The sequence below is a fragment of the Streptomyces sp. NRRL F-2580 genome, assembly GCF_000720115.1.
Lineage (GTDB): Bacteria > Actinomycetota > Actinomycetes > Streptomycetales > Streptomycetaceae > Streptomyces.
The window spans coordinates 286,094-309,507 of the sequence record NZ_JOIR01000005.1; the positions used below are offsets into that span (position 1 = coordinate 286,094).

General features: G+C 72.1%; 21 protein-coding genes. 15 read left to right on the forward strand and 6 right to left on the reverse strand.

From position 1 onward, the window contains the following. Window positions 1-29: 29 nt before the first annotated feature. The gene (gene rpmB / locus IF88_RS0107380; protein WP_007266795.1) at window positions 30-215 is read right to left on the reverse strand and encodes a 50S ribosomal protein L28; all 186 of its coding nucleotides are present in this window, start codon (window positions 213-215) and stop codon (window positions 30-32) included. 242 nt (window positions 216-457) lie between these two features. Between rpmB and IF88_RS0107385 the strand changes: the two genes are divergently transcribed. The 9 genes from IF88_RS0107385 to mutM all read left to right on the forward strand — a co-directional run bounded on the left by IF88_RS0107385 (window position 458) and on the right by mutM (window position 9,519). Then, window positions 458-2,155 (forward strand): DAK2 domain-containing protein, encoded by a 1,698-nt coding sequence (locus IF88_RS0107385; RefSeq protein WP_030708474.1) that lies wholly within the window; start codon window positions 458-460, stop codon window positions 2,153-2,155. 26 nt (window positions 2,156-2,181) lie between these two features. Beyond that, a complete protein-coding gene (gene recG / locus IF88_RS0107390; protein ID WP_030708480.1) occupies window positions 2,182-4,377 on the forward strand; it encodes an ATP-dependent DNA helicase RecG in 2,196 nt (731 codons plus the stop codon). Between the two features lie 72 nt (window positions 4,378-4,449). Beyond that, on the forward strand, window positions 4,450-5,028 hold the full coding sequence (gene rsmD / locus IF88_RS0107395) for a 16S rRNA (guanine(966)-N(2))-methyltransferase RsmD (protein WP_030708482.1): 579 nt from the start codon (window positions 4,450-4,452) through the stop codon (window positions 5,026-5,028). 14 nt (window positions 5,029-5,042) lie between these two features. After that, window positions 5,043-5,522, forward strand: a complete 480-nt coding sequence (gene coaD, locus IF88_RS0107400; RefSeq protein ID WP_030708484.1) for a pantetheine-phosphate adenylyltransferase — start codon at window positions 5,043-5,045, stop codon at window positions 5,520-5,522. 103 nt (window positions 5,523-5,625) lie between these two features. Then, a complete protein-coding gene (locus tag IF88_RS0107405) occupies window positions 5,626-6,687 on the forward strand; it encodes a DivIVA domain-containing protein (RefSeq protein WP_030708486.1) in 1,062 nt (353 codons plus the stop codon). 122 nt (window positions 6,688-6,809) lie between these two features. After that, window positions 6,810-7,478 carry a YceD family protein gene (locus tag IF88_RS0107410; RefSeq protein ID WP_037805544.1) on the forward strand — a complete coding sequence of 223 codons (669 nt, stop codon included), beginning with the start codon at window positions 6,810-6,812 and terminating at the stop codon, window positions 7,476-7,478. A gap of 2 nt (window positions 7,479-7,480) precedes the next feature. Continuing rightward, window positions 7,481-7,654, forward strand: coding sequence for a 50S ribosomal protein L32 (gene rpmF / locus IF88_RS0107415; RefSeq protein WP_003965982.1), 174 nt, complete (start codon window positions 7,481-7,483; stop codon window positions 7,652-7,654). 19 nt (window positions 7,655-7,673) lie between these two features. Then, a complete protein-coding gene (gene rnc, locus IF88_RS0107420; RefSeq protein WP_030708490.1) occupies window positions 7,674-8,519 on the forward strand; it encodes a ribonuclease III in 846 nt (281 codons plus the stop codon). A 115-nt stretch (window positions 8,520-8,634) separates the two neighbouring features. Further along, complete coding sequence (gene mutM, locus IF88_RS0107425; RefSeq protein ID WP_030708491.1) at window positions 8,635-9,519, forward strand: bifunctional DNA-formamidopyrimidine glycosylase/DNA-(apurinic or apyrimidinic site) lyase; 885 nt, start codon at window positions 8,635-8,637, stop codon at window positions 9,517-9,519. Here the strand turns inward: mutM and IF88_RS0107430 are convergent. Continuing rightward, window positions 9,492-9,896, reverse strand: a complete 405-nt coding sequence (locus IF88_RS0107430) for a winged helix-turn-helix transcriptional regulator (protein ID WP_030708493.1) — start codon at window positions 9,894-9,896, stop codon at window positions 9,492-9,494. The genes mutM and IF88_RS0107430 overlap by 28 nt on opposite strands. A 139-nt stretch (window positions 9,897-10,035) precedes the next feature. Here IF88_RS0107430 and IF88_RS0107435 point away from each other — a divergent pair, with 139 nt between their 5' ends. After that, window positions 10,036-10,647: a flavodoxin family protein gene (locus IF88_RS0107435; RefSeq protein WP_030708495.1), complete on the forward strand. Its 612-nt coding sequence runs from the start codon at window positions 10,036-10,038 to the stop codon at window positions 10,645-10,647. 50 nt (window positions 10,648-10,697) lie between these two features. Here IF88_RS0107435 and IF88_RS0107440 read toward each other — a convergent pair whose 3' ends face one another. Further along, entirely contained in the window at window positions 10,698-11,645 is a 948-nt protein-coding gene (locus IF88_RS0107440; RefSeq protein ID WP_078892752.1) for a CAP domain-containing protein, read from the reverse strand. 137 nt (window positions 11,646-11,782) lie between these two features. Between IF88_RS0107440 and IF88_RS0107445 the strand changes: the two genes are divergently transcribed. From IF88_RS0107445 to IF88_RS0107460, 4 genes are all read left to right on the forward strand, one after another. After that, window positions 11,783-12,064 carry an acylphosphatase gene (locus tag IF88_RS0107445; RefSeq protein WP_030708499.1) on the forward strand — a complete coding sequence of 94 codons (282 nt, stop codon included), beginning with the start codon at window positions 11,783-11,785 and terminating at the stop codon, window positions 12,062-12,064. A 349-nt stretch (window positions 12,065-12,413) separates the two neighbouring features. Next, on the forward strand, window positions 12,414-12,632 hold the full coding sequence (locus IF88_RS0107450) for a hypothetical protein (protein ID WP_030708500.1): 219 nt from the start codon (window positions 12,414-12,416) through the stop codon (window positions 12,630-12,632). A 224-nt stretch (window positions 12,633-12,856) separates the two neighbouring features. Continuing rightward, window positions 12,857-16,804, forward strand: a complete 3,948-nt coding sequence (locus IF88_RS0107455; RefSeq protein ID WP_030708502.1) for an AAA family ATPase — start codon at window positions 12,857-12,859, stop codon at window positions 16,802-16,804. Window positions 16,805-17,021: 217 nt separating this feature from the next. Then, window positions 17,022-18,452 carry a sugar porter family MFS transporter gene (locus tag IF88_RS0107460; RefSeq protein ID WP_030708504.1) on the forward strand — a complete coding sequence of 477 codons (1,431 nt, stop codon included), beginning with the start codon at window positions 17,022-17,024 and terminating at the stop codon, window positions 18,450-18,452. Window positions 18,453-18,493: 41 nt separating this feature from the next. Here the strand turns inward: IF88_RS0107460 and IF88_RS0107465 are convergent, their stop codons facing one another. Together IF88_RS0107465 and IF88_RS0107470 are read right to left on the reverse strand one after the other, a co-directional pair. Continuing rightward, the gene (locus tag IF88_RS0107465; RefSeq protein WP_030708505.1) at window positions 18,494-19,480 is read right to left on the reverse strand and encodes an LLM class flavin-dependent oxidoreductase; all 987 of its coding nucleotides are present in this window, start codon (window positions 19,478-19,480) and stop codon (window positions 18,494-18,496) included. Between the two features lie 63 nt (window positions 19,481-19,543). Further along, the gene (locus IF88_RS0107470) at window positions 19,544-21,010 is read right to left on the reverse strand and encodes a cytosine permease (RefSeq protein WP_030708507.1); all 1,467 of its coding nucleotides are present in this window, start codon (window positions 21,008-21,010) and stop codon (window positions 19,544-19,546) included. A gap of 144 nt (window positions 21,011-21,154) precedes the next feature. Here IF88_RS0107470 and ftsY point away from each other — a divergent pair, with 144 nt between their 5' ends. Next, a complete protein-coding gene (gene ftsY / locus IF88_RS0107475) occupies window positions 21,155-22,369 on the forward strand; it encodes a signal recognition particle-docking protein FtsY (RefSeq protein ID WP_030708509.1) in 1,215 nt (404 codons plus the stop codon). A 99-nt stretch (window positions 22,370-22,468) separates the two neighbouring features. Here ftsY and IF88_RS0107480 read toward each other — a convergent pair whose 3' ends face one another. Beyond that, complete coding sequence (locus IF88_RS0107480; RefSeq protein WP_030708511.1) at window positions 22,469-23,137, reverse strand: bifunctional DNA primase/polymerase; 669 nt, start codon at window positions 23,135-23,137, stop codon at window positions 22,469-22,471. Window positions 23,138-23,414: the final 277 nt, after the last annotated feature.

Here is a 23,414-nt window from a genome sequence, read left to right on the forward strand (position 1 = left end):
CGGAAAGGGCTGCGCTACGACGGGAGGCGTCAGCGCGAGACCTTGCCGGCCTTGATGCACGAGGTGCAGGCGTTGAGGCGCTTCGGCGTCCCATTGACCACGGCACGGACGCGCTGGATGTTCGGGTTCCAGCGACGCGAGGTGCGGCGGTGCGAGTGGGAGATGTTGTTGCCGAAGCTCGGCCCCTTGGCGCAAACGTCGCAGTTGGCAGCCACAGGTCACTCCAAGACTTCAGATGCAATTACAGTGAAACCGGCGCACCGGAATCAGAGATCTGAAGTGGTTTGCCGGGGAATGATGGCCCGACTCTCATCGGGCAACCGGAGCAGCATACAACGACTGCGTCCGTCCAAGAAAACTACCATGACCGCCGCTGCCCCCGCCCCGAGGTCCGGACGTCCGGGCAGACCTTGGCTACCCTGCGGTGAACCCTGGCCCGCACGAGGAGGAACGCCCGGTGCCGCACCAGCCGCAGCCGCAGGCCCCTGACGAGCTCGACGCCGAAGCGGTGCGCACCTGGAGCTCGCTGGCCCTGGCCGCACTGGGCCGGGCCCGCGAGGACATCGACGCGATCAACGTCTACCCGGTCGCCGACGCGGACACCGGGACCAACCTCTACCTCACCGCCGAATCCGCCGACCGCGCGCTGGACGACGCCTTCACGAAGGTGACCGAGGGCACAGCGCCCGCCTCCCTGGCCCACGCCGTACGCGCCTGGGCGCACGGCGCGCTCGTCGGGGCCCGGGGGAACTCCGGGACGATCCTGGCCCAGCTGCTGCGCGGAGTGGCCGACGTACTCGGCGACGAGCCCGGCGCGGCCAAGGCCGCGGAGACCGGGGCCGCGGAGACCGGCTCCGGGCCGCGCGGCTCCGGTGCGCTGCTGGCGCAGGCCCTGACCCGGGCCGCCGAGGAGGCGTACGCCGCCGTCTCGCACCCGGTGGAGGGCACCATGCTCACCGTCGCCCGCGCCGCCGCGCGGGCCGGCGAGACCGCCGGAGCCGCCGCCGGGACCGCGGCCGACGTGGCCCGCGCCGCCTACGACGGTGCCCGCGCCGCCCTGGCCGAGACCCCCGGACAGCTCGCCGCGCTCGGCCGGGCCGGGGTGGTCGACGCCGGGGGCTGCGGGCTGGTCGCCGTACTCGGGGCGCTGTGGCAGGCGCTGTCCGGGCAGGAACCGGCCGCCGAACCCGTACGCGGCCGGGCCGTGCCCGTGCCGCAGCCCGCGGACCCGTGCGCCCAGGACGACGAGGGGCCCGCGTACGAGGTGATCTACCTGCTGGAGGCCTCCGAGGCGGCGATCGGCGAACTGCGCGAACGCCTCGACGGGCTCGGCGACTCCCTGGTCGTGGTCGGCGGCGACGGGCTGTGGAACGTCCACGTGCACGTCGACGACCCCGGCGCGGCCGTGGAGGCCGGAGTCGTCGCAGGGCGGCCGTACCGGATACGGATCACACACTTCGGGGACGAGCGGCGCCGGGGGCGCGGCGAGCGCGCCCAGCGGGCCGTGGTCGCCGTGGTCCCCGGCGAGGGACTGGCCGGGCTGTGCGGGGAGGCGGGAGCCACCGCCGTGCTCGTGCGCTCCGGAGAGGTCCCCGCCGTACCCGAACTGCTCGACGCCATCCGCCGCGCCCACGCCCGCGAGGTGGTCCTGCTGCCGGGCGGCGCCGAGCTGCGCGCCGCCGCGGCCGCCGCGGCGGAACAGGCCCGCGCCGAAGGGGTGCGGGTGGCCGTGATCCCCACCCGCTCCGCGGTCCAGGGGCTGGCCGCCCTCGCCGTGCACGACCCGGACGCCAGCTTCGACGAGGACGTGGTCGCCATGACGGCGGCGGCCGGCGCCACCCGGTACGGGGAACTGGCCGTCGCCGAACGGCAGTCCTTCACCTCCGCCGGCATCTGCCAGGCCGGCGACGTGCTCGGCCTCATCGACGGGGACGTCGCCGTGATCGGCTCGGACCTGGCCGAGACCGCCGAGGCGGTCCTGGAACGCATGCTCGGCTCCGGCGGCGAACTCGTCACCCTGGTCCTCGGAGCCGAGGTGGCGGACGCGCTCGCCGAGCGCCTGGAGGCGTACGTCCAGCACGGCCACCTGGCCGTGGACACCGTGACCTACCGGGGCGGCCGGTATTCGGCGCCGCTCCTCATCGGGGTGGAATAGCGGGCTTGTCAGCGCCATGGTGTGCAATGGAACACGTGCCCGCGCTCGACGAAGACCTCAAGAAGACGCTCGGACCCGCCACCGCCAAGGTGCTGGCCGAGCAGCTCGGCCTGCACACGGCCCTGGACCTGCTCCACCACTACCCGCGGCGGTACGCCGAGCGCGGTGAGCTGACCTCGCTGGCCGAGCTCGCCGACCAGATCGACGAGCACGTGACCGTCGTCGCGCAGGTCGCCGACGCCCGGATCCTGACCTTCAACGGGGGCCGCGGCAAGCGCCTGGAGGTGACCATCACCGACGGCAGCGGCCGCCTCCAGCTGGTCTTCTTCGGCGCCGGCGTCCACAAGCCGCACAAGGACCTGCTGCCCGGCAGCCGCGCGATGTTCGCCGGCAAGGTCTCCAAGTTCAACCACAAGCTCCAGCTCGCCCACCCCGCGTACGAGCCGCTCGGCGCGGACGCCTCCGACCGGGACGCCGCCACCGCCTTCGCGAGCCAGCTCATCCCGATCTACCCGGCCTGCGCGAAGCTGGAGTCCTGGAAGATCGCCAAATGCGTGGACGCGGTGCTGCCCAGCGCCCGGGAGGCCGTTGACCCGCTGCCGCCCGCCCTGCGCGAGGGCCGCGGGCTGGTCCCGCTCACCGAGGCCCTGCTGAAGATCCACCGGCCCGCCACCAAGGCCGACATCGAGGACGCCCGCCAGCGCCTGAAGTGGGACGAGGCCTTCGTCCTCCAGGTCGCCCTCGCCCGCCGCCGCCACGCCGACGCCCAGCTCCCGGCCGTCCCCCGCCGCCCCGCACCCGGCGGCCTCCTCGACTCCTTCGACGCGAAGCTCCCCTTCACCCTCACCGACGGCCAGCGCACCGTCTCGAAGGAGATCTTCGACGACCTGGCCACCAGCCACCCCATGCACCGCCTCCTCCAGGGCGAAGTCGGCAGTGGCAAGACGATGGTGGCCCTGCGGGCCATGCTCGCCGTCGTGGATTGCGGGGGGCAGGCGGCGATGCTCGCGCCCACCGAGGTGCTCGCGCAGCAGCACCACCGGTCCATCGTCGAGATGATGGGCGAGCTCGCCGAGGGGGGCATGCTCGGCGGCTCCGACCAGGGCACCAAGGTGGTGCTCCTCACCGGGTCGATGGGGATGCCCGCGCGCCGGCAGGCCCTGCTGGACCTGGTCACCGGCGAGGCCGGGATCGTGATCGGCACGCACGCGCTGATCGAGGACAAGGTGCAGTTCCACGACCTCGGGCTGGTGGTCGTGGACGAACAGCACCGCTTCGGCGTCGAGCAGCGCGACGCCCTCAGGTCCAAGGGGAAGCAGCCCCCGCACCTGCTGGTGATGACCGCGACCCCGATCCCGCGCACGGTCGCCATGACCGTCTTCGGCGACCTGGAGACCTCCGTCCTCGACCAGCTGCCCGCCGGGCGCTCGCCGATCGCCACCCACGTGGTGCCCGCCAAGGACAAGCCGCACTTCCTCGCCCGGGCCTGGGAACGTGTCCGCGAGGAGGTGGAGAAGGGCCATCAGGCGTACGTGGTGTGCCCGCGCATCGGCGACGGAGAGGACGAGCCCAAGAAGAAGAAGGCAGCCGAGGAGGACGGGGACAAGCGGCCCCCGCTGGCCGTGCTGGAGATCGCCGAGCAGCTCGCCCGCGGCCCGCTCGCCGGGCTGTCCGTGGAGGTGCTGCACGGCCGGATGGACCCGGCTGACAAGGACGACGTCATGCGGCGCTTCGCCGCGGGCGAGGTCAAGGTGCTCGTCGCCACCACCGTCATCGAGGTCGGTGTGAACGTCCCGAACTCCACCGTCATGGTGATCATGGACGCGGACCGGTTCGGCGTCTCCCAGCTCCACCAGCTGCGCGGCCGCGTCGGCCGCGGCTCGGCGCCCGGACTGTGCCTGCTGGTCAGCGAGATGCACGAGGCCAGCCCCGCCCGGGCCCGGCTGGCCGCCGTCGCCGCCACCCTCGACGGCTTCGAGCTCTCCCGCATCGACCTGGAGCAGCGCCGGGAGGGCGACGTGCTGGGCCAGGCCCAGTCGGGCGTGCGCTCCTCGCTGCGCATGCTCGCCGTCATCGAGGACGAGGAGGTCATCGCGCAGGCCCGCGAGGAGGCCACCCGCGTCGTCGCCGAAGACCTCGCGCTGGAGCGGCTGCCGGGCCTGCGGACCGCGCTGGACGCCCTGCTCGACACCGAGCGCGAGCAGTACCTGGAGAAGGGCTGAGCGGCACGACCTATCGTTGGAGTGCCGCGGCAGCCCCGCGGCGCCCCCTACCGCCGTACCGAAGGACCCCAGATGACCCGCGTGATCGCCGGCAGCGCCGGCGGGCGACGGCTGGCCGTGCCCCCCGGCACCGGCACCCGCCCGACCTCGGACCGGATGCGCGAAGGCCTCTTCTCCACCTGGGAGTCGCTGCACGGCGTGGAGGGGGCGCGAGTGCTCGACCTGTACGGCGGCTCCGGCGCCGTCGGCCTGGAATCGCTCTCCCGCGGCGCGGCCCACACCCTGCTCGTCGAGTCCGATGCCAAGGCAGCCAAGGCGATCCGGGACAACATCAGGACGCTGGGCCTGCCCGGCGCGGAGTTCCGCGCGGGCAAGGCCGAGCAGATCGTGGCGGCCAAGGCCGCCGGGGACCCGTACGACATCGTCTTCCTGGACCCGCCGTACGCCGTGGACAGCTCCGACCTGCGGGAGATCCTCCTCACACTCCGGTCCAATGGCTGGATCACCGGCGATGCGCTCGTCACCGTGGAGCGCAGCACCAGGAGCGGTGCCTTCCCGTGGCCCGAGGGCTTCGAGCCGCTCCGGTCGCGCAAGTACGGCGAGGGCACCCTGTGGTACGGCCGCGCCGCCTTCACCAGCGAAGACTCATGAACGAGGGAGTTCAGTTGCGCCGCGCCGTCTGTCCGGGGTCCTTCGATCCCATCCACAACGGACACCTCGACATCATCGGACGCGCCTCCAGGCTCTACGACGTCGTGCACGTTGCCGTGATGATCAACAAGTCGAAGCAGAGCCTGTTCACCGTCGAGGAGCGGATCGAGCTGATCCGCGAGGCGACCGCCGACTACGGCAACATCCAGGTCGAGTCCTTCCACGGCCTCCTCGTCGACTTCTGCAAGCAGCGCGACATCCCGGCCATCGTCAAGGGCCTGCGCGCGGTCAGCGACTTCGACTACGAGCTCCAGATGGCGCAGATGAACATGGGCCTGTCGGGCGTCGAGACGCTGTTCGTCCCGACCATCCCCACCTACAGCTTCCTGTCCTCCTCGCTGGTCAAGGAGGTCGCGGCCTGGGGCGGCGACGTCGCCCACCTGCTGCCGGCGCACGTGCACACGGCCCTCCTGGAGCGGCTGCGCAACCGCTGACCGCCTGACGGGCCGTCAGTCAGTGTCGGGCGCCCGCCCGCTGGCCTTACAGTCGTCCCGTCCGTCTCAGGAACCGCCCGAGGCCGAGAGAGTGCGAGCCCCCATGGACGTGCAGAAGAAGCTCGACGAGATCGTCGCGGCCGTCGGCGGCGCCCGGTCCATGCCCATGTCGGCCTCCTGCGTGATCAACCGCGCCGAGCTGCTCGCCCAGCTCGAAGAGGTGCGCCAGGCGCTCCCCGGCTCGCTCGCGCAGGCTCAGGAGCTCATCGGCGGGCGGGAGCAGATGGTCGAGGAGGCCCGCCGGGAGGCGGAGCGGATCATCGACGCCGCCCACAACCAGCGCGGCTCGCTGATCTCCGACACCGAGATCGCGCGGCGCTCCCAGGCCGAGGCGGACCGGATCCTCGACGAGGCCCGCCGGGAGGCCGAGGAGATCCGGGCCGAGGCCGACGACTACGTCGACAGCAAGCTGGCCAACTTCGAGGTCGTGCTGACCAAGACCATCGGTTCGGTGGACCGCGGCCGGGAGAAGCTGCTGGGCCGCGGCCCGGGCCTGGACGAGCACGGCTACCCGGACGCGGAGGCGCCCGAGCGCAGCCACGATCCCGAGACGCAGCGGCAGCAGGCGGACGCGTACGTGGACACCAAGCTGGCGACCTTCGAGGCGGTGCTGTCCAAGACCCTGGAGGCCGTGGGCCGCGGCCGCCAGAAGCTGCTGGGCCGGGTCCCGTCGGACGACCTGGGCGTGCACATGGCCGCCCAGGACGCGGCGGGGGGCCAGTCCTCGCGCTCCGCGAGCGACTCGGACTTCCTGGCGGGCCTGGCGGAGCCGGAGCAGCCGCACGTGCAGGCGCCGATCCCGGCCCAGGCCGAGCCCGCGTACGACTCGTACTCCTACCAGCAGCCCGCCGCCCAGCAGCAGGACGCGTACTCCTACCAGGATCCGTACGGCGGCTACCAGCAGCAGCCCGACCCCTACGCGGCCTACCAGCAGCAGCCGGACCCTTACTCCGGTGCGGGCGCCGGCTCCACCGGAGCGGCTTACGCCGCGCACTACGATGCGCAGCAGCCGCAGGCGCAACAGCCCTCGCTCGACGAGACCAGCCTGTTCGACACGAGCATGATCAACCTGGACCAGCTGCGCCAGTACGAACAGGGGCGCTAGCACCGGATTGGGCGCTGGGCGCCGCTCCGGGTATCCTGGCTCTTCGGTCGCGCGTATGCACCGCGATCCGTGCTGCCCTTACGTGTGGCATACATGCAGCATTCTTTGACCTTCAGCGATCTGTGAAAGCAGGAACGGCCCTGAATACCCACCTCGACCACCGCAACCCCCTCGTGTTCGACACGCACGAGCTGGGCCGGCGTCCTGGTGCCATGCAGCGGCTGTCCCGTGAGATCGCGGCACCGGCGGACCTCGGTCTCGCCGGCGTCATCTGGGTGCCGGAAGGCAGCCCGCTGAAGCTCAAGCTCCGCCTGGAGTCGGTCATGGAAGGGGTGCTTGTCACAGGCACCGCCCGTGCATCGGCCGTGGGGGAGTGCGTAAGGTGTCTGGAGTCCGTCGAGCGCGAGCTCAAGGCGGACTTCCAGGAGATGTTCTCGTACCCTGACGCCGACGACCGGAGCCGCTCCAAGGCGGAACCGGCCGACGACGCCGAGGACGACGAGGACACGCTCTTCCTCGAGGACGGTTTGTTCGACCTCGAACCCGTGCTGCGCGACGTGGTGGTGCTCGCACTGCCGCTGCAGCCGGTGTGCCGGGAGGACTGTCTCGGACTGTGCCCCGATTGCGGGCTCAGCCTGAACGACGACCCGGACCACCACCATGACGCCGTCGACATCCGTTGGGCGGCACTGCAAGGACTCGTCGTGACCGATCAGGACGACGAGAAGGACAACATGAGCGGCACTGCCTCTGACGGAGTTCAGGGCGCCGCCGAGAAGCAGGAGAAGTAGCCGTGGCTGTTCCGAAGCGGAAGATGTCGCGCAGCAACACGCGCCACCGCCGGTCGCAGTGGAAGGCTGCGGTCCCCACCCTGGTTTCGTGCGAGCGTTGCCAGGAGCCGAAGCTCCAGCACATTGCGTGCCCGAGCTGCGGCACCTACAACAAGCGCCAGGTCCTCGAGGTCTGAGCGGCTGGTGAGAGGCGCAATGTCTGAGCTGTCCAACGCTGAGAAGCAGGCAGACAGTAACAACGCGGCCTCGTCCCACACGCTTCTGGAAGGGCGGCTCGGGTATCAACTCGAGTCCGCCCTTCTGGTGCGTGCACTGACCCACCGCTCGTACGCGTACGAGAACGGCGGTCTGCCCACCAACGAACGCCTGGAGTTCCTCGGGGACTCCGTGCTGGGCCTGGTGGTCACGGACACGCTGTACACGACCCACCCCGATCTTCCCGAAGGCCAGCTGGCCAAGCTTCGGGCCGCGGTGGTCAACTCGCGCGCACTGGCGGAGGTCGGGCGCGGCCTCGAACTCGGCTCCTTCATCCGGCTCGGCCGGGGCGAAGAGGGCACGGGCGGCCGGGACAAGGCCTCCATCCTCGCCGACACCCTTGAAGCGGTGATCGGCGCGGTCTACCTCGACCAGGGCCTCGACGCGGCCTCGGAGCTGGTTCACCGGCTCTTCGACCCGCTCATCGAGAAGTCCTCGAACCTCGGGGCCGGCCTGGACTGGAAGACCAGTCTCCAGGAGCTCACGGCGGCCGAAGGTCTTGGCGTACCGGAATATCTGGTCACCGAGACCGGTCCGGACCACGAGAAGACCTTCACTGCTGCCGCTCGCGTCGGTGGTGTCTCGTACGGCACCGGCACCGGCCGCAGCAAGAAGGAAGCGGAACAGCAAGCCGCGGAGTCCGCCTGGCGCGGCATCCGCACCGCGGCGGACGAGCGGATCGCGGCGGCCGCCGTGGCCGCCGCCGCTCCGGCCGAGGTCCCGGCTCCGGCCGTGGCCGAGGACGGCGGGGTGCCGACGCCCGCCGATCCGGCGCCGGACGCCTGACCCTTCCTTCCGGAAGTGCCCGCCCGCCCCTGCCTCGCAGGGGCGGGCGATTCCGTTTACAGGGGGCCGGTACGCTCGCCGGGAGCGTCCAGATCCGCGTCCCCGGAGGTGCACCGTGCCCGAGCTGCCCGAAGTCGAAGTCGTGCGGCGGGGGCTGGAGCGCTGGGTGGCCGGGCGGACGATCGAGGCGGTCGAGGTCCTGCACCCGCGGGCCGTACGCCGCCACCCGGGCGGCGGGGCCGACTTCGCGGAGCGGCTGCGCGGGGAGACCGTCGGAGTGCCGCAGCGGCGCGGGAAGTACCTGTGGCTGCCGCTGGAGGGGCGGGACCTGTCCGTGCTCGGGCACCTCGGGATGAGCGGGCAGCTGCTGGTGCAGCCGCAGGACGCCCCCGACGAGAAGCACCTGCGGATCCGCGTGCGGTTCACTGATTCCGACAGCGGCTCCGCCGCGGGCGCCGCCGGGACGGAGCTGCGCTTCGTGGACCAGCGGACCTTCGGCGGGCTCTCCCTGCACGACAACACGGCCGACGGGCTGCCGGACGTCATCGCGCACATCGCCCGGGACCCGCTCGACCCGCTCTTCGACGAGGGGGCGTACCACCTCGCGCTGCGCGCCAAGCGGACCACCGTCAAGCGGGCGCTGCTGGACCAGTCCCTGATCAGCGGGGTCGGCAACATCTACGCCGACGAGGCGCTGTGGCGCGCCAGGCTGCACTACGAGCGCCCCACCGCCAATCTCACGCGCCCCCGGAGCGCCGAACTCCTCGGCCACGTCCGGGACGTCATGAACGCCGCCCTCGCGGTCGGCGGCACCAGCTTCGACAGCCTGTACGTCAACGTCAACGGCGAGTCGGGCTACTTCGACCGCTCGCTCGACGCCTACGGGCGCGAGGACGAGCCGTGCCGGCGATGCGGCACCCCGATGCGGCGCCGCCCGTGGATGAACCGGTCGAGCTACTTCTGCCCGCGCTGTCAGAGGCCGCCGCGCGTGGTGTCGTAGGCCTCGCGGGCGGTGAGCACCGCGGGCATGTTGCCCTCCAGGCAGTGGATGAGCGAGAGCAGCCGCTCCGCGACCTCCATGCCGAGCGGGGTCAGCTCGTAGTCGACGCGCGGCGGGTTCGTGGGCTGGGCCTCGCGGTTGACTATGCCGTCGCGCTCCAGCGCGTGGAGGGTCTGGGAGAGCATCTTCTCGCTGACGCCCTCCACCCGGCGGCGCAGTTCGTTGAAGCGGCAGGGGCCTTCGCGCAGGGCGCCCACGGTGAGGCTGCCCCAGCGGCCGGTGACGTGTTCCAGGGTCTCGCGGGACGGGCAGGCACGCGCGAAGACGTCGAACGGTTGCTCGGTCTCGGCGGCTTCGGTTCGGACAGGGGTCTCCATAGGAAGAGCGTACTCCTCTACAGCGCTAACCGGAGGGTTGCGCTTTCCGAAAGTTAGTGCTTCTCTGGGTGTCGTCACAGTCCTGCTCCCACCGCACCGCGCTCAGTGCGGCGGCGGGAGTTTCCTGAGGGAGAGCACCTTGTCCGGTATCGCGCACACCCCCGTCGTCTCGATCGCCTACCACTCCGGCTACGGCCACACCGCAGTGATCGCCGAGGCGGTGCGCAGTGGCGCCGCCGACGCGGGCGCCACCGTCCACCTGATCAAGGTCGACGAGATCGACGACGCGCAGTGGGAGCTGCTCGACGCGTCCGACGCGATCGTCTTCGGCTCCCCGACCTACATGGGCACCGCCTCCGGCGCCTTCCACGTCTTCGCGGAGGCCACCTCGAAGCGCTGGTTCGGTGACGCCTGGCAGGACAAGGTCGCCGCCGGCTTCACGAACTCCGCGTCCAAGAGCGGCGACAAGCTGCACACCCTGCAGTTCTTCCAGATCCTCGCCGCCCAGCACGGCATGAGCTGGGTCAACCTGGGCCTGAAGCCGGGCTGGAACAGCAGCACGGCCTCGGAGAACGACCTCAACCGCCTCGGTGTCTTCGCCGGCGCCGCCGCCCAGAGCAACTCCGACGAGGGCGCGGACGCCGTTCACAAGGCCGACATCGCGACCGCCGAGCACCTGGGCCGCCGCGTCGCCGAGCAGACCCGCATCGTGATCGCGGGCCGCGCGGCCCTGGCCGCCGTCGGCGTCTGAGCCCGAGTGGCCGCGGCGCTCGCGCCGGTGGCCGTGGGGGGTGTCTCCCGCTAGAAGCCGAAGTCCTGGGTCCACCAGGGGCCGCCGTCGGCGAAGTGGGCGCCGACTCCCAGGGTGCGGAACTCGCAGTTGAGGATGTTGGCCTTGTGGCCCGGGCTGTTCATCCAGGCCTTCATCACGGCCTCGGCGTCACCCTGGCCACGGGCGATGTTCTCGCCTCCGAGGCCGGAGATGCCGGCCTTGGCGGCGCGGTCCCACGGGCTGTTGCCGTCGGGGTCGTCGTGACTGAAGAAGCCCCGGGTGGCCATGTCCTTGCTGAAGGCTCCGGCCAGCGTCGCGAGCGGCGGATTGGCCCGGACCGGACCGCACCCGGCCATCGCTCGCTCCTGGTTCACCAGGGTGACCACGGCGGCCTCCTCGGCGGAGTGACCGTCCAGGTCCGGCGGGGTCGCGGGGGCAGTCGGCTTCGAGGGCTCCGGGGCCGGCTTCGAAGGTGCCGGAACCGGCTTCGAAGGCGCCGGAACCGGCTTCTTCTGCGGGGCCTTGGTGGCGGGAGCGGGCTTGGCCGAAGGCAGGGTGCTCGGCGCGGCGGACGCGGCGGCGCTCGGCGAGGCCGAGGGTGAGGCCGGGGCGGAGGGGGAGGCCGAGGCCGAGGGGGACGGCGAGGCCGACGGGGAAGGCGAGGCCGACGGGCTCTTGGAGGGGGAACCGGAGGCGGTGCCCGTGCCGGCACGGCCGGACAGGCTGGCGAGGCCGCCCTGCTGCTCGGCCGCGGAGTCCGGAGTGGGCGAGGCCTTGGCCTTGGCTGCCGGGGTGGCGTCGGCACCCGTACCGCTGACGCCCACATAGGGGAACGAGGCGCCGACCGGCACCACGCCCGTGGTGACGGCCGCCGTGCCGAGGACCACGGCCACCGAGACGCCCAGCAGGCTGGTGCGCAGGACGGTGCCGCGCTTGCCGCCGCTGCGCGGCGCGGCGTTGAGTCGGTGGCGTCCCATCGCTGTCGTGCCTTCCTTGCCGGATCAAGATCGTCCCTTACTCACCCAAATGGGTGAGTTCGTTGCTGCGCGACTGTACGCCATGGGGCCAGGGGGGCGATGTGTCCGGAAAGTGATCGCCCGGTTAGCGTTCACGCATGAACGAAGATGTCCGTCTGACCGCCTGGGTGCGCGGCCGTGTGCAGGGAGTGGGCTTCCGCTGGTTCACCAGGGAGAACGCCTTGGAGATCGGCGGCGTCGTCGGCTTCGCGCTCAACCTCGACGACGGGCGAGTACAGGTGGTCGCCGAAGGTCAACGTGAGAATTGCCACCGGCTGCTCGACTGGCTGCGCTCCGCCGACACGCCCGGCAGGGTGGACGGAGTGACAGAGATCTGGGGCACACCGCGCGGTGGCTACGACGGATTCGGGATGCGGTGACCGATCGACTGATCATGCACTCATCACATGTCTGAGCGTCCGTACACGGTCGGAACTGCGCATTCGTCGCCGACGCGTTGCCGACGGGAGCGAACCGTGGAAGGCTCGGAGATGAGGATGATCTCCGCGCGCCCTGCCGGGGCCGGAACACCCACCGATACGGGGTGTGATCGTGTTGACCGTCAAACTTTTTGGTGAGACGCTGGAAGCCCCGCGCACCCTGAGCTGTTTGGCAGTGTTGGCAGTAGTAAGCGCAGTGACTGTCAGTCGCTGCCGGACATCCGCGGGTGCGATTCCCTCACGACCCACACCGCTTCGGTCGGTCACTCAGTGTGGAGGACCATCCATCATGGCAAAGGCGCTTCTCGGTTACGTCGGCGGTTCCGATCCGCGACTCCTCGCCGAGATGCGACGGCTTCAGCAGCGCGTCCAGGACCTCGAGTCCGAGCTCGTACGGATTCAGTCTGAAAATGACGCGCTGAACGCGGCCGCCGCTCAGCACGACGGAGACTCGCTGCTGGACCGCATCGACATCGACGTACCCCAGGCGGAGCCTGCGCTCACCTGATCCGCGCTCACTCGTCGCTCGACTCCAGCCCCGTCAGATCTGCAAGGGACGCTTCGGCGTCCCTTCTTTCTTTGACCGCTCCCTCGCCCCCTGCGCCCAGCCCCTCCCGCCGTGCCCTCCGCACCGGGACCAGGGGGCCAGGTGGGGGGCGTGATGCCTTTAGCGTCAGTGGTGCCCTGCACCTTCATGGGTGAAACCGAACGTGACAGGTAGAGTCCGGCGGCGTGCACCTCAAGTCCCTGACCCTGCGTGGCTTCAAGTCCTTCGCCTCCGCCACCACCCTGCGCTTCGAACCCGGCATCACCTGCGTCGTGGGTCCGAACGGCTCGGGCAAGTCCAATGTGGTGGACGCGCTGTCCTGGGTCATGGGGGAGCAGGGGGCCAAGTCCCTGCGCGGCGGGAAGATGGAGGACGTCATCTTCGCCGGGACCACCGGCCGGCCGCCGCTCGGGCGCGCCGAGGTGTCCCTGACGATCGACAACTCCGACGGCGCGCTGCCCATCGACTACGCCGAAGTCACCATCACCCGGATCATGTTCCGCGGCGGCAGCAGCGAGTACCAGATCAACGGTGACACCTGCCGTCTGCTGGACATCCAGGAGCTGCTCTCCGACTCCGGCATCGGCCGCGAGATGCACGTCATCGTCGGCCAGGGCCAGCTGGACTCCGTCCTGCACGCCGACCCCATGGGCCGCCGCGCCTTCATCGAGGAGGCGGCGGGCGTACTGAAGCACCGCAAGCGCAAGGAGAAGGCGCTGCGGAAGCTCGACGCGATGCAGGCCAACCTCGCGCGCGTGCAGGACCTCAACGACGAGCTGCGCCGGCAGCTCAAACCCCTGGGACGGCAGGCCGCGGTCGCCCGGCGGGCCGCCGTGATTCAGGCGGACCTGCGCGACGCGCGGCTGCGGCTGCTCGCCGACGACCTGGTCATGCTGCGGCGGGCGCTGGACGCGGAGATCGCGGACGAGGCGGCGCTCAAGGAGCGCAAGGAGGCCGCCGAGGCCCAGCTGGCGCTCGCGCTGCGGCGCGAGGCCGAGCTGGAGGAGGCGGTACGGGAGCTCGCGCCGCGGCTGCAGCGGGCCCAGCAGACCTGGTACGAGCTGTCACAGCTCGCCGAACGGGTCCGGGGCACCGCGTCCTTGGCGGACGCGCGGGTGAAGAGCGCGACGGCCCCGGTGGAGGACGAGCGCAGGGGCCGCGACCCGGAGGACCTGGAGCGGGAGGCCGCGCGGATCCGCGAGCAGGAGGCGGAACTGGCGGCGGCTCTGGAGGCGGCCTCGCGGGCGCTGGAGGACACGGCCGAGCACCGGGCCGAGCTGGAGCGGGCGCTGGCCGAGGAGGAGCGGCGGCTGCGGGACGCCGCGCGGGCCATCGCCGACCGGCGCGAGGGACTGGCCCGGCTGACGGGGCGGCTCGGCGCGGCCCGCTCCCGCGCGGGGGCGGCGCAGGCGGAGATCGACCGCCTCGTCGCGGCGCGGGACGGGGCACAGTCCCGGGCCGCCGCCGCGCAGGCGGAGTACGAGGCACTGGCGGAGGAGGTCGGCGGGCTCGACGAGCCGTCGGCGGACGCGGACCACGAGGCCGCGCGGGCGGAGCTGGCGGAGGCTGAGGCGAGCCTGTCCGCCGCGCGCGACGCGCTGTCGGGGGCGGAACGCTCGCGGGCGGCGGTGTCGGCGCGGCGGGACGCGCTGGCGATGGGGCTGCGCCGCAAGGACGGTACGGGGGCGCTGCTCGCGGCGCGGGAGAAGCTGGCCGGGCTGCTCGGGCCGGCGGCGGAGCGGCTGACGGTGACGCCGGGCTACGAAGCCGCCGTGGCCGCTGCGCTGGGCTCGGCGGCGGACGCGCTGGCGGTGTCCTCCCCGGGTGCGGCGGCCGAGGCGATCCGCCACCTCCGCGACACGGACGCGGGCCGCGCCACCCTCCTGATCACCCCTCCCCTCCCGGCCGGGCCGCCCCCCGCGACCGTGCCGGGCCAGGCCCTCGGCGCCGAGCCGGCTCCGGCGGGGCCGGCCCTACGGGGTCAGGATCCGGACGGCTCGGCGGGCGCGCAGCTGCCGGGGCCGGCCCACGCTCCTGAGCCCGGCCCGGCGGATCCCGCCCGGCTGGGGCAGGCTTCGGCCGGGGGAGTTTTCCCCCACCCGGCCCCTTCCCGGGACCGGGCTCTGCCCGGACCCGGTCCTCAAACGCCGGACGGGCTGAAGAACGCAGCCTCGCCGGCGTTTGAGGCGCGGGGTGCGGGGCGCAGCCCCGGCGACGGAGCCGCGGGCGAGGTCTTTTCCGCGGTGCGGCTGGTCGACGGGGAGGCCGAGGCCATCGGGCATGATCCAGTGCCGGGGCTGGGGCGGAGCCCCGGGGGTGGGGCCCCGGGTGAGGGGATTCCCGCGGCGCGGCTGGTCGACGGGGACGACGAGGCGCGGCGGGCGGCCGCCTGGGTACTGCGCGACCACGTCGTCGTCGGCACGCTCGACGCCGCCGAGGCCCTCGTCGCGGCGCGACCCGACGCGGTGGCCGTGACCCTCGACGGAGACGTGCTCGGGGCGCACCTCGCGCACGGCGGCTCCGCCGGGGCGCCCAGCCTGATCGAGGTCCAGGCCGCCGTCGACGAGGCCGCGGCGGAGCTGACCGCGCTGGACGAGCGCTGCGCGGAACTGGCCGGGGCCCAGACGGCCGCCCAGTCCCGCCGCCGGGACGCGGCCGCCCTGGTCGAGGAGCTCGCCGAGCGCCGCCGCGCCGCGGAGCAGGCCCGCGCCGGGGTCGCGCAGCAGCTCGGGCGGCTCGCCGGGCAGGCGAAGGGGGCCGCCGGCGAGGCCGAGCGCAGCGCCGCCGCGGCGGCCAGGGCCCAGGACGCGCTGGAGCGGGCGCTGGCCGATGTGGAGGAGTGCGCGGAAAGGCTCGCGACGGCCGAGGAACTGCCGGTGGAGGAGGAGCCGGACAGCTCCCGCCGGGACCGGCTCGCGGCCGACGGGGCCAACGCGCGGCAGACCGAGATGGAGGCCCGGCTGCAGCTGCGGACCCATGAGGAGCGGGTCAAGGGGCTGGCCGGACGGGCCGACTCCCTCGACCGCGCGGCCCGGGCGGAACGTGAGGCCCGGGCCCGCGCCGAGAGACGCCGGGCGCGGCTGCGGCACGAGGCGCAAGTGGCCCGGGCGGTGGCCGACGGCTCCCGGCAGCTCCTCGCGCACGTGGAGGTCTCGCTGCTGCGGGCCGACGAGGAGCGCGTCGCGGCCGAACGGGCGAAGGGCCTGCGCGAGCGGGAGCTCGGCGAGGCGCGCAACCGCGGACGGGAACTGAAGGGGGAGCTCGACAAGCTCACCGACTCCGTCCACCGCGGCGAGGTGCTCGGCGCCGAGCAGCGGCTGCGCATCGAGGCGGTGGAGGCCAGGGCGTTGGACGAGTTCGGCATGGAGTCCGCCGGGCTCGTCGCCGAGTACGGCCCCGACCAGCCGGTGCCGCCGTCCCCGCCCGCCGAGGGCGAGGAGCTGCCCGAGGACCCCGAGCACCCGCGCAACCGGCCCGGCCCGTTCGTCCGCGCCCAGCAGGAGAAGCGGCTCAAGGCGGCCGAACGTGCCTACCAGCAGCTCGGCAAGGTCAATCCGCTCGCGCTGGAGGAGTTCGCCGCGCTGGAAGAGCGCCACCAGTTCCTCAGCGAGCAGCTGGAGGACCTCCGCAAGACGCGAGCCGATCTCCTTCAAGTGGTGAAGGAGGTCGACGAGCGCGTCGAGCAGGTGTTCACCGAGGCCTACCGGGACACGGCCCGGGAGTTCGAGGGGGTGTTCTCGCGGCTGTTCCCCGGCGGCGAGGGCCGGCTGATCCTGACCGACCCCGACAACATGCTGGCCACCGGCGTCGACGTCGAGGCCCGCCCGCCGGGCAAGAAGGTCAAGCGGCTGTCGCTGCTCTCCGGCGGCGAGCGCTCGCTCACGGCCGTGGCCCTGCTGGTGTCCATCTTCAAGGCGCGCCCCAGCCCGTTCTACGTGATGGACGAGGTCGAGGCCGCGCTCGACGACACCAACCTGCAGCGGCTGATCCGGATCATGGAGGAGCTCCAGGAGAGCTCGCAGCTGATCGTGATCACGCACCAGAAGCGGACGATGGAGGTCGCGGACGCCCTGTACGGCGTCTCGATGCAGGGAGACGGGGTCTCCAAGGTCATCAGTCAGCGTCTGCGCTGACCCGTTCACTTCAGGAAGTGAACGCTGTGGCTCTCTTCACTCAGGCTCGACGGATTTTCCTCGACTATTGACTTCAGAAAGTGAAGCCATAAGCTCTGGTTGCCGTGTCCCACGTTCAGGTGGTGGTGAGCAGTTTGCTGTGCGCCACTGGAGGAACACGCGTACAGACGTACACCCCCACACCGCCCGCCGTCGGCGTCGGGCCCAGGAGCACACCTTGACCAGCACAGCGAACGCACCCGCGTCCGGCAGTGGCCGGGAGGCACGCCCCGACCACCTCGGGCACGTCGTCTTCATCGCCGCGGCCGCGGCGATGGGCGGTTTCCTCTTCGGCTACGACAGCTCCGTCATCAACGGCGCCGTCGTGGCCATCCGCGAACGGTTCGACGTCGGGTCCGCGGCGCTCGCCCAGGTGATCGCCGCCGCCCTGATCGGCTGCGCGTTCGGTGCCGCCACCGCCGGCCGCATCGCTGACCGGATCGGCCGAATCCGCTGCATGCAGATCGCCGCCCTCCTCTTCACCGCGAGCGCCATCGGTTCGGCCCTTCCGTTCGCCCTGTGGGACCTGGCCATGTGGCGCGTCATCGGCGGCTTCGGCATCGGCATGGCCTCCGTCATCGGCCCCGCCTACATCGCCGAGGTCTCCCCGGCCGCCTACCGCGGCCGGCTCGCCTCCTTCCAGCAGGCCGCCATCGTCATCGGCATCGCCGTCTCCCAGCTCGTCAACTGGGCCATCCTCAACATCGCCGACGGCGATCAGCGCGGCGAGATCGCCGGCCTGGAGGCCTGGCAGTGGATGCTCGGCATCATGGTCATCCCGGCCGTGATCTACGGGCTGATGTCCTTCGTCATCCCGGAGTCCCCCCGCTACCTGATCTCCGTCGGCCGCACCGAGCAGGCCAAGAAGGTGCTGCGCGAGGTCGAGGGCTCGAAGATCGACATCGACGCGCGTGCCGCCGAGATCGACCGGGCCATGCGCTCCGAGCGCAAGTCCACCTTCAAGGACCTGCTCGGCGGCCGCTTCGGCTTCCTGCGCATCGTCTGGATCGGCATCGGGCTCTCCGTCTTCCAGCAGCTCGTCGGCATCAACGTGATCTTCTACTACAGCTCCTCGCTGTGGCAGTCCGTCGGCATCGACCCGTCGAGCTCGTTCTTCTACTCCTTCACCACGTCGATCATCAACATCGTCGGCACGGTGATCGCGATGGTCCTCGTCGACCGGCTGGGCCGCAAGCCGCTCGCCCTCATCGGTTCCGCGGGCATGGCGCTCTCCCTCGGCCTCTGCGCGTGGGCCTTCTCGTACAAGGAAGGCAGCGGCGACAACATCACCATCCCCGACACCCAGGGCACGGTCGCGCTGATCGCGGCGCACTCCTTCGTGCTCTTCTTCGCCCTGTCCTGGGGCGTGGTGGTCTGGGTGCTGCTCGGCGAGATGTTCCCGAACCGCATCCGGGCCGCGGCGCTCGGTGTCGCCGCCGCGGCCCAGTGGATCGCCAACTGGGTCATCACCGTCACGTTCCCGACGCTCTCGGACTGGAACCTGTCCGGCGCCTACGTGATCTACACGTTCTTCGCCCTGCTCTCGATCCCGTTCATCCTCAAGTGGGTGCCGGAGACCAAGGGCAAGGCGCTGGAGGAGATGGGGTAACACTCCCCGCCACCACCCCTTCTCCTCGATACTGCCCCGGCTCAGTCCTTGAGCCGGGGCAGTACCTGTTCGCACAGCAGGTGCAGGCTGCGCCAGCCCTCGTCCAGCGGCATCCCGCCGCACAGCGGGTGCAGCACCAGGTTCCCCGCCTCGCCCGCGCCCCGGGCGTACGCGACGGCCTCGTCCGGGGTGAGGATCCGGTACACGCCCTCCGCGCGCAGCTCCGCCACCGAGCGCGCGGCCGACCGTACGGCGCTGCGGATGTCCTTGGACTGCCAGGAGGCGTACATCCCGGCCTCGTGCAGGAAGCGCTCGCCGTGCTCCGCCCAGACCCGGTCCGGGTCCTCCGCGATGTGCAGCAGCGGGGTCTCGGCCGCCGGCATCATGCAGAAGCCCTCCGTGCCGTACTCCGCGAGCCTCGCGGTGTAGTACGCCTCCAGCTCCGGCAGGTGCGCGCTGGGGAAGAACGGCAGCCCCAGCCGGGCCGCGCGGCGGGCCGCCGCCTCGGAGCTGCCGCCGACCAGCAGCAGGGGGTGCGGCCGCGTGAACGGCGTCGGAGTGACCCGTACCGTGCGGCCGCGGAACTCGAAGGGCTCGCCGGTCCACGCCTTCAGCAGGGTCTCCAGCAGCTCGTCCTGGAGCCTGCCGCGCCGGCCCCACTCCACGCCGTGCTGCTCGTACTCCGCGGGCCGGTAGCCGATGCCCGCGACCGTCACGAGGCGGCCGCCGCTCAGCAGGTCCAGGACGGCGATGTCCTCGGCCACCTTCAGCGGGTCGTACAGCGGCCCGATGATCGCCGAGACGGTGACGGCGATCCGGCGGGTGGCGCCGAAGACGGCGCCCGCGAAGGCGAAGGGGGAGGGCAGCCAGTTGTTCTCGGTGCCGTGGTGCTCCTCGGTCTGGATGGTGTCGATCCCGCGGTCGTCCGCGTACCGGGCCATCTCCAGGGCCGCCTTGTAGCGGGCGGAGAGGGACTCGGGGGTGCCGTTCGGGTCGACGAGATTGAACCGGGCCACGGTGATGGGCATGGAGGAGTCCCCCTTCGCCGGATGTGGGTGGGCGGGCGAAGGGGGACGTTAGCTGACGCCGCGTCAGTTGGACAGGGATCCGGCGAGTGCGGGCTCCTCCGCCGCGGCCGCGCCGGGCTCCGGCTCCGCGGGAGCCGTGCGCGGCAGGACGGCGTACAGCACGCCCGAGGTCACGATGCCGGCCACCCAGCCGAGGCCGTTGCGCCCGATCCAGGTGGTCGCGAGCGGCCCGCTGAACCAGTCCACCGAGGTGAACAGCAGCCCTACCACCAGGGCCAGGGCCCACGCGGTCATGGCCTGCCAGGCGAAACCGCCCTTGTACCAGTAGGCGCTGGTCCGCGTGGTGTCCAGCAGCGCGGCCCCGTCGTAGGTCCGGCGCCGCAGCATGTCCACGCCGAAGACGCCGATCCACGCCGAGAAGGCCACGGCCAGCAGCGTCAGGAAGGAGATGAAGGAGCCGAAGAAGCTCGTCGCGACCACCATCAGCAGGAAGCCGAAGACCAGGCTGATGGCCGCGTTGACGCTGACCGCCCACGCGCGCGGGACCTTGATGCCGAGGGTCTGCGCGGTGAAGCCGGCCGAGTACATGGACATCGAGTTGATCAGCAGCATCCCGACGAGCGCGACGAGCAGGTACGGGACCGCGATCCAGGTCGGGAGCAGCTCGCCGATGAAGGACACCGGGTCCTGGGCGGTGGCCAGGTCCGGGGTGCCGACGGCCATGACCGCGCCCATCAGGACCATCGGCAGGACGACGACGCCGGCGCCGCCGATCGTCGCGCCCACCAGCCCCTTGGAGGAGGCGGTGCGCGGCAGGTAGCGGGTGAAGTCGGGGCCCGAGGGCACCCAGCTGATGCCGCCGGCCGCGATGGTGCCGATGCCCGCGATCATCATCGCGGTGGAGCCGGCCGGCTTGCCGAGGACGGCGGACCAGTCGGTCGTGAAGAGCAGGTACCCGAGGACGAGCACGCTGAAGGCGCCGAAGAGGTACGTCGACCACGTGGAGCACACGCGCAGCGCCTTGATGCCGAGGCCCGAGACCACGAAGGTGCAGCCCACGAAGAACAGCAGGGTGACGACGACGAGCGGGGTGTCGCTCTTGATCCCGAAGAGCAGGTCGAGCACGGTCAGCACGGCGTAGGCGCCGCTCACCGCGTTGATGGTCTCCCAGCCCCACCGGGCCACCCAGATCAGGGAGCCGGGGAAGAGGTTGCCACGCTGCCCGAACACGGCCCGCGAGAGGGCCATGCCGGGAGCGCCGCCGCGCTTGCCGGCGATCGATATCAGGCCGACGAGCCCGTACGAGACGACCGGCGCGGCGACCGCGACGACGAGCACCTGCCAGATGTTGAGCTTGTTGAAGATCACCAGACCCGCGCCCATGGTCAGCAGCAGCACGCTGATGTTGGCGGCGACCCAGGTGGGGACGAGGTCGCGGACCCGGCCGCCGCGCTCACCGTCCGGGACGGGCTCAAGCCCGCGGGTCTCCATCGCGGTTTCGGTTGCGCCGTCGGCGGGCTCGGCAGGCATGCGGCTGCTCCGTGGGGGGAGGGACGAGGGGGAAGTCGCCCATCATCGTAGATGTGCCGCTAAGAGCACAAACGGAGGCTTACGTCCGGGTGTGACGCCCGGGGTCCGAGCTCCGGGCCGCCCGTGGCCGATACTGGTGAGGTTATGGACATCCTCATCCTTGCTGTAGTCATCGCCCTGGTCGCGGTCGGCGCGATCAGCGGGCTCGTGGTCAGCAGCCGCAAGAAGAAGCAGCTGCCCCCGGCACCGCCCAGCTCGCCGACCATCACTGCCCCGCCTGCCGAACCGCAGGTGGGGGAGGACGCCGTAGAGACGGCGGAAGAGCCGCGCCGCACGATCGAGGAGGTCGGGCTCCCGCAGGCGGAAGTCGAGGCCCCGGTCGAGGCCCCGGCCGCCGGGCCCGAGGCCCCGGCCGCGCCCGCGATCGAGGTGCCCGAGCCCACCGCCGGCCGCCTGGTCCGGCTGCGCGCCCGCCTCGCCCGGTCGCAGAACTCCCTCGGCAAGGGGCTGCTCACGCTGCTCTCGCGGGAGCACCTCGACGAGGACACCTGGGAGGAGATCGAGGAGACCCTCCTCGTCGCCGACGTCGGCGTCGTGCCCACCCAGGAGCTCGTCGACCGGCTCCGCGAGCGGGTCAAGGTGCTCGGCACCCGCACTCCGGCGGACCTGCGCGCCCTGCTCAAGGAGGAGCTGCTGACCCTGGTCGGCACCGACTTCGACCGCGTCGTGAAGACGGAGAGCGGCGAGGACACGCCCGGCGTGATCATGGTCGTCGGCGTCAACGGCACCGGCAAGACCACCACCACCGGCAAGCTCGCCCGGGTGCTCGTCGCCGACGGCCGCAGCGTGGTGCTCGGCGCGGCCGACACCTTCCGCGCCGCCGCCGCCGACCAGCTGCAGACCTGGGGCGACCGCGTGGGCGCCCGTACCGTCCGCGGCCCCGAGGGCGGCGACCCGGCCTCGATCGCCTACGACGCGGTCAAGGAGGGCATCGCCGAGGGCGCCGACGTGGTGCTCATCGACACCGCCGGCCGCCTGCACACGAAAACCGGCCTCATGGACGAGCTCGGCAAGGTCAAGCGCGTCGTCGAGAAGCACGGCCCGCTGGACGAGATCCTGCTGGTCCTCGACGCCACCACCGGGCAGAACGGCCTGACCCAGGCCCGCGTCTTCGCCGAGGTCGTGGACATCACCGGCATCGTGCTGACCAAGCTCGACGGCACGGCCAAGGGCGGCATCGTCGTCGCCGTCCAGCGCGAACTGGGCGTCCCGGTCAAACTCGTCGGACTCGGCGAGGGCCCGGACGACCTGGCCCCCTTCGAGCCGGAGGCGTTCGTCGACGCCCTCATCGGCGACTGAGCGCGGTCTCCACGCACCACGGGTGCCCCCGGGTTCCGACAGGAACGCGGGGGCACCGTTGCGTGCGGGGCTGCGTGCGGGGCGTGGGCGTGGACGTGGCTACCGGCGCGAGCGGTGGCAGATGTAGGCGAGGGTGCCCAGCAGCAGCCGGGCCTGCGGCGGGCCCCCGGCGCGGTCCAGCGCGGGCGGCCGCAGCCAGCCGACCTGGCCGAGCCCGGCCCGGTCCGAGGGCGGGGCGGTCACGTAGGCCCCGCGGCCGAGGGCCCGCAGGTCGAGGTCGGCGTCGTCCCAGCCCATCCGGTACAGCAGCTGGGGCAGCTCGTCCGCCGCGCCCGGGGCCACGAAGAACTGCGCCCGGCCGTCCGCGGTCACGATCACCGGGCCGAGCGGCAGCCCCATCCGCTCCAGCCGCACCAGCGCCCGCCGCCCGGCCTCCTCGCAGACCTCGATGACGTCGAAGGCGCGGCCCACGGGGAGCAGTACCGCGGCGCCCGGACAGGCGGCCCAGGCCTCGGTGACCTCGTCCAGGGTGGCCCCGGCCTTGACCGTGGGTGCGAAGGGGAGCGGATGCGCCCCGGGGGAGACGCACTCCGCGTCCCCGCAGGAACAGTCGCGGGCGGGCGCCGCGGCGCGGGCGCCGGGGACCACGTCCCAGCCCCACAGCCCGGTGTACTCCGCCACCGCCGTGCACTCCGAGGTCCGGCCCCGGCGCCGGGTGCCGGAACGGAACTCCCTGGTGCCGCGGCTGCCGCCGATCGTGAAGCCCATGCCCATGCCCCCTCCAACGGGTCGGACGCGCCGGTGGTTACGACGCCGGTGGTGACGACATCGGCGGAACCCGCGGACCGCCGTCCGCCACGGGGTGCCCTCCAGGGCTGCCCGGCGCACTCCTCGCCGCGCGCGCCCCTCGCGCACTCCAGTCCAACCGAGCCGTCTCACCTCGCTGTCAAGTGAATCGCGCCTGGCCGGTGGCGAGTTCATTCGAAGGGGTGGCGAATGGTGGCGTTTCGGGAATCGACCTCGCCGGAGGGGTGATCGTAGGATT

Excerpts from the sequence above, each read along its gene's own strand:
- IF88_RS0107470 (WP_030708507.1), bottom strand. The coding sequence starts at position 21,010 with ATGCCTGCCGAGCCCGCCGACGGCGCAACCGAAACCGCGATGGAGACC.
- rnc (WP_030708490.1), top strand. The coding sequence starts at position 7,674 with ATGTCTGAGCTGTCCAACGCTGAGAAGCAGGCAGACAGTAACAACGCG.
- IF88_RS0107450 (WP_030708500.1), top strand. The coding sequence starts at position 12,414 with ATGGCAAAGGCGCTTCTCGGTTACGTCGGCGGTTCCGATCCGCGACTC.
- IF88_RS0107480 (WP_030708511.1), bottom strand. The coding sequence starts at position 23,137 with ATGGGCTTCACGATCGGCGGCAGCCGCGGCACCAGGGAGTTCCGTTCC.
- IF88_RS0107405 (WP_030708486.1), top strand. The coding sequence starts at position 5,626 with ATGGACGTGCAGAAGAAGCTCGACGAGATCGTCGCGGCCGTCGGCGGC.
- IF88_RS0107465 (WP_030708505.1), bottom strand. The coding sequence starts at position 19,480 with ATGCCCATCACCGTGGCCCGGTTCAATCTCGTCGACCCGAACGGCACC.
- recG (WP_030708480.1), top strand. The coding sequence starts at position 2,182 with ATGGAACACGTGCCCGCGCTCGACGAAGACCTCAAGAAGACGCTCGGA.
- IF88_RS0107445 (WP_030708499.1), top strand. The coding sequence starts at position 11,783 with ATGAACGAAGATGTCCGTCTGACCGCCTGGGTGCGCGGCCGTGTGCAG.
- rsmD (WP_030708482.1), top strand. The coding sequence starts at position 4,450 with ATGACCCGCGTGATCGCCGGCAGCGCCGGCGGGCGACGGCTGGCCGTG.
- IF88_RS0107440 (WP_078892752.1), bottom strand. The coding sequence starts at position 11,645 with ATGGGACGCCACCGACTCAACGCCGCGCCGCGCAGCGGCGGCAAGCGC.
- ftsY (WP_030708509.1), top strand. The coding sequence starts at position 21,155 with ATGGACATCCTCATCCTTGCTGTAGTCATCGCCCTGGTCGCGGTCGGC.
- IF88_RS0107430 (WP_030708493.1), bottom strand. The coding sequence starts at position 9,896 with ATGGAGACCCCTGTCCGAACCGAAGCCGCCGAGACCGAGCAACCGTTC.